Annotated in this window: 4 protein-coding genes and 1 pseudogene; all 5 read right to left on the reverse strand. The window is 39.5% G+C overall.

Annotation, left to right across the window (positions count from 1 at the left end):
- Positions 1–356 precede the first annotated feature (356 nt).
- Entirely contained in the window at positions 357–1,010 is a 654-nt protein-coding gene (locus FKN88_RS17205; protein WP_306687761.1) for an HNH endonuclease, read from the reverse strand.
- Between the two features lie 159 nt (positions 1,011–1,169).
- The gene (locus FKN88_RS17210) at positions 1,170–1,496 is read right to left on the reverse strand and encodes a hypothetical protein (RefSeq protein ID WP_306687762.1); all 327 of its coding nucleotides are present in this window, start codon (positions 1,494–1,496) and stop codon (positions 1,170–1,172) included.
- 145 nt (positions 1,497–1,641) lie between these two features.
- Positions 1,642–2,023: pseudogene (locus FKN88_RS17215) on the reverse strand (MmcQ/YjbR family DNA-binding protein).
- Between the two features lie 2,210 nt (positions 2,024–4,233).
- Positions 4,234–4,719 carry a GNAT family N-acetyltransferase gene (locus FKN88_RS17220; RefSeq protein WP_306687764.1) on the reverse strand — a complete coding sequence of 162 codons (486 nt, stop codon included), beginning with the start codon at positions 4,717–4,719 and terminating at the stop codon, positions 4,234–4,236.
- Positions 4,720–4,950: 231 nt separating this feature from the next.
- Positions 4,951–5,187 (reverse strand): hypothetical protein, encoded by a 237-nt coding sequence (locus FKN88_RS17225; RefSeq protein WP_158137023.1) that lies wholly within the window; start codon positions 5,185–5,187, stop codon positions 4,951–4,953.
- Positions 5,188–5,431: the final 244 nt, after the last annotated feature.

Genomic DNA, 5,431 nt, shown 5'->3' on the forward strand with positions numbered 1-5,431 from the left:
TCGAACAGGGTTCGCCATTCTTGGTTAGTGCGTCGTTTGGCCATTTCAAATCTCCTTTGGGTTGGAGGTTTGATCTTATTATTCGGGATAGACGATTAGAATGCGGGGTTTATGATGCGCTTACGGTTTAGTTTGTCGTTCTATCGATTTAAGCTTCTCGACCTCTATCATAAAGTCGATTATTCCCTTAATTTCTTCCACGCTAAGTCCTTTTTGATGCTCAATATTTGATTGGCGTATAACGCCCTGTTAAGGGGTGAGCAACGCAATACCGATGCCGCCGCATACCACCTTAATCACTTAAACCAACGCATAGTAAAAATGCCACGCGTTGCGAATCCCTCTTGAACAGTTTGTTATATTTTTCTTAACGCTGACCGCACTTCTTCGACTGTATAAGGCGGGTTTCGTTTATGCACAACTCTATGACAATTCGGGCAAAGAGGAACTAAATCAGCGATGGGATCAATTTGATAATCAACACCAATTTCGGATATAGGTTTGATATGGTGTACCTCAATAATACCTTCAGCAATTGCCCCGTAAATTTCACCCATATTATTGGAGCAGCATTGACACTTTAACCCATGATGTTCAATACAAGCGGCACGTGCATACCGATTTCTTTCAAATTTATTGACTAGAACTTGAACCCTTTTCCCTTCCCACAAAGGCGTGTCGGTCTCAATATCAGGTAATACGGCTGAGTCTTCATTTACAATATTTAGTACTATTTTATGCAATTCAGACTCACTAAGATTTTTAAGAGACTCATTAACTTTTACACGAGACGCTCTCGTATCAGCACCTTTATATCCTGCTCTATGAGGAAAAAAAGCATCGTACTCATCTCGCAGTCTCTTTAATGAACTATCTGGCATAAAAAAGAATCGAGAGTAACTAATAAGCAAATTCGTCATATTTTTATTAGGCTCAAGATTTTTATATGAATCTGGAAATTTTGCCAAATAGTAGGCAACAACATGCGCTTCTTCTGGAATATGAGCCATTGGTATCTCCTATACTATGAATAAAAATATAACGCCCAATTAAGTAGCCCGAAACGCAACTACCAACTTTCCGCATAACGCCGTAATCACCGAACTCAACGCAAAACGAAAATGCTACGCGTTGAGGGTCTGCTTGAATTGTTTGTTATGTGAATACTCCTAGCGCCTATTGAACTTTACCTTTGCCCACTTTTCCTTCCGTACCTTTTTAAGTGCTTTTCTATGAGCTTCAGGTGTAATCGCTGAGCCGTAATAACCCTCTCCTGGCAATCGAGTTCTCTTGTTAACAACGAGAGCTTGCAAAGGAGCTAACTCATTTTCATTACAGAACTCCTGAATCTCTGAGAGAAACCAACGGGCAGCTCGATGATGAAGACCAATTAAATTACTTATCTCTTTGTAGGTAAATGGCTCACAAGTCGTTTGTGCCCTATTAATTAAAATTGGCCATGCCTTTTTAGCACGTGCAAAATGATCAATCGCCATACTTTCATGTATCCTTACTTATTCACATAACGCCGCGTTAAGGGGTGAGTAACGCAACTACCAACTCACCGCATTGCACTAAAAACCAATAAAATCAACGCATAACGAAAATGCTACGCGTTGCGAATCCCTCTTGAACGCTTTGTTATGTGCGTGTTTCAGATTGACACAGAATCCCTAATTCAGCCTGCTTCTTTTTACTTAAACCACTTGAAACAATTCTATAGGATTCATATAGATAATAACGTAACTCATCATCAAGGCGACTTCCCGTTTCAGTTTGCTGAATCCATTTCATTCCTCGATTAGCAAAATATGGTGCTGATCTGTAACCATCACAATTACTCAGAAAATCAAAGTTCAGGTCTGACACCTTAAAAGTAAATGCCGATTTCCCGTCAGAGATCCAACCTCCGACCGCAAATACCTTATTGCCTACTTTCCATACATCAGAATTGCCCCATTGAACAACATGACTAGTAGCGGGGAAAGAGCCGCAAAATTCATTAAAAGTCATCGTAATTCATATTGTTTATCCTTGAAGCACATAACGCCCGCTTAAGGGGCTGACAACGCTACTACCAAGTTTCCGCATAACACCGTAACCACAAAAACCAACGCATAATAAAAATGCCACGCGTTGGAAGTCCCTCTTGAAGCGTTTGTTATGCTTTATTACTCATTGATTACATTGAACTTTTAAAAAGTTCATTTGTTCGCAGCACTTTAACTCAAAATGATAAACTTGCCTACTTTCAGCAATCATTGGTTCCGATAAGATCCCAAATAAGTTGAAGCGAAATAGCCTGCGGAATCAATGAACAATCGACACCAAAGAAAGAGACCTTTCAGCAACAATCGAACCTTTTGCGTACACAATTTATCAGAGCAGATACGGAAAAAAGCGCAAAAGTATCGATAAACTTGCGCTAACCAAACACTGTCAGCAAACTAGATGCCAATGAGATCCCAAACAAGTTGAAGCGAAATAGCCGGTGGAATCAATGAACAAGCAACAACAAAGAAAGAGACTTTTCAGCGACAATCGAACTTTTTACGCACACAATTTGTCAGAGCAGAGTTGGCTAAAAAAAGCACGAGCATCGTTCAACTTTCAATAGCAACAAAAAAGAACAATAAACTCATAATATCAATGAATTAGAATAGGAAAACTTCTAAATCAGACTAAGTTTTCCCATTAAAATTTATATATTGATTTTGCTGAGGCTCAATAAAGCATAACGCCCGCTTAAGGGGCTGACAACGCTACTACCAAGTTTCCGCATAACACCGTAACCACCGAAATCAACGCACAATAAAAATGCCACGCGTTGGAAGTCCCTCTTGAAGCGTTTGTTATGCTTTATTACTTATTGATTACATTGAACTTTTACAAAATTCATTTGTTCGCAGCAGTTTAACTCAAAATGACAAACCAGCCTACTTTCAGCAATCATTGTTGTCGATAAGATCCCAAACAAGTTGAAGCGAATTAGCCTGCGGAATCAAGGAGCAAACAACATCAAAGGAAAAGACCTTTCAGCAACAATCGAACCTTTTGCGTACACAATTTATCAGAGCAGAGCCGGACAAAAGCGCACAAACATCGATAAACTTGCGATAACCAAACACTGTCAGCAAGCAAGATGTTCATGAGATCCCAAACATGCTGAAGCGAAATAGCCTGAGGAATCAATGGACAAGCAACAACAAAGAAAGAGACCTTTCAGCGACAATTGAATCTTTTGCGCACACAATTTATCAGAGCAAAACCCGACAAAAACACAAAAGCATCGTTCAACTTTCAATCGCCACCAAAAAGAACAATAAACTCATAATATCAATTAATTAGGATGAAAAACCGCTAATATCAGACCAAGCTTTCCTATTAAAATTTATATATTGATTTTGCTGAGGCTCAATAAAGCATAACGCCCGCTTAAGGGGCTGACAACGCTACTACCAAGTTTCCGCATAACACCGTAACCACAAAAACCAACGCATAATAAAAATGCCGCGCGTTGGAAGTCCCTCTTGAAGCGTTTGTTATGCTTTATTACCTATTGATTATATTGAACTTTTACAATGTTCATTGGTTAAAGACACTTTAACTCAAAATGATAAACTTGCCTACTTTCAGCAATCATTGGTGCCGATAAGATCCCAAATAAGTTGAAGCGAAATAGCCTGCGGAATCAATGAGCAAACAACACCAAAGAAAGAGACTTTTCAGCGACAATTGAACCTTTTGTGTACACAATTTATCAGAGCAGAGCCGGAAAAAAGCGCACAATCATAGATAAACTTGCGCTAACCAAACACTGTCAGCAAGTAAGATGTTCATGAGATCCCAAACATGCTGAAGCGAAATAGCCAGCGGAATCAATGAGCAAACAACACCAAAGAAAGAAACCTTTCAGCAACAATCGAACCTTTTGCGTACACAATTTATCAGAGCAAAACCCGACAAAAAAACAAAAGCATCGTTCAACTTTTAATAACCACAAAAAAGAAAAATAAACTCATAATATCAATGAATTAGAATAGGAAAACTTCTAAATCAGACTAAGTTTTCCCATTAAAATTTATATATTGATTTTGCTGAGGCTCAATAAAGCATAACGCCGCGTTAAGGGGTGAGCAACGCAACTACCAGCTCACCGCATTGCACTAAAAACCAATAAAATCAACGCATAATGAAAATGCCGCGCGTTGCGAATCCCTCTTGAACGCCTTGTTAGCCGTACATTGCCCAATTAAAATACGGACGAAGACCATCCATTCGTTCAACTGCTGCTCCTAACTTCTTGTAGAACTCGTGTGCTCTTACGTTGTATGGACTAGCTGTCCATGAAATATGAGAAGTTAATGAACTTTTAGCTTCCATTTTCAATGCATGCATAAGTTTAGCACCGTATCCCTTTGACCGATGCTCACCAATAACTAGTAAGTCATCAAGCCAAATTGAAGGCTCACCACGAAAAGAAGAATAACGGTAATGAAATAAAGCGAATCCCTGAACTTCCCCATCGACTTCTAATAGCAAAGCATGAGCAAACGGATAATCACCAAATAAAGTACGTTCAATCTTCTCTTTGGTCGTAGAGATTTCACCATTAAATCCTTTCATACTTCGATCAAACTCGGCTTTGTGTGCAATAAGTTCTAGTAACTTATCAGAGTCTTGCTTGATCGCTTTCCTTATATTCACTTTATTCTCCATAACTCAACATTCTGATGTCGGCTAACGCCCGGTTAAGGGGCAACCAACGCTACTACCAACTTTCCGCATAACACCGTAATCACAAAAACCAACGCATAATAAAAATGCCACGCGTTGGTTGTCCCTCTTGAACCGTTTGTTAGCATTCTTGCCCACTTTCCCTACTGGTCGAAAGACATAAACTTATGAATTATATGGCATTTAAAGCAATATCATAAAAAATTGCTGCTATCAATCTTCTATTTCTTTGTGGCCACATGCTTCACATACACGATGGCGAGAAAAATCATCCATAGCAGCGACAAAAGCTCCAAGGAACCAACCTTTAATTGCACCATGCCAAAATTCTTTCAACTTACTATTCGGTTGGTCTTTAAATGGACTTTCCTTTCTAACCAAAACAACCACATGATTTGTATCTGCGTGACATTGTGAACAATGGCAGACCTCTGAAACTAGCTGTGACATGTATTTCTCCATTGAATGCTAACGCCCGCTTAAGGGGCAGCCAACGCTACTACGAACTTTCCGTATAACACCGTAACCACAAAAACCAACGCATAGTAAAAATGCCACGCGTTGGCTGTCCCTCTTGAAGCGTTTGTATGGATAATAACTAACGAATCAGGGTAAAGTGAGACCCAGACTTTAGCTGCAACTAAAGTTCTCTATCTGATAGTTCGATTGAAGTGTGGCTCCTCTATCGAGAGAC

The organism is Vibrio sp. 2017_1457_13 (assembly GCF_030851525.1).
Lineage (GTDB): Bacteria > Pseudomonadota > Gammaproteobacteria > Enterobacterales > Vibrionaceae > Vibrio > Vibrio metschnikovii.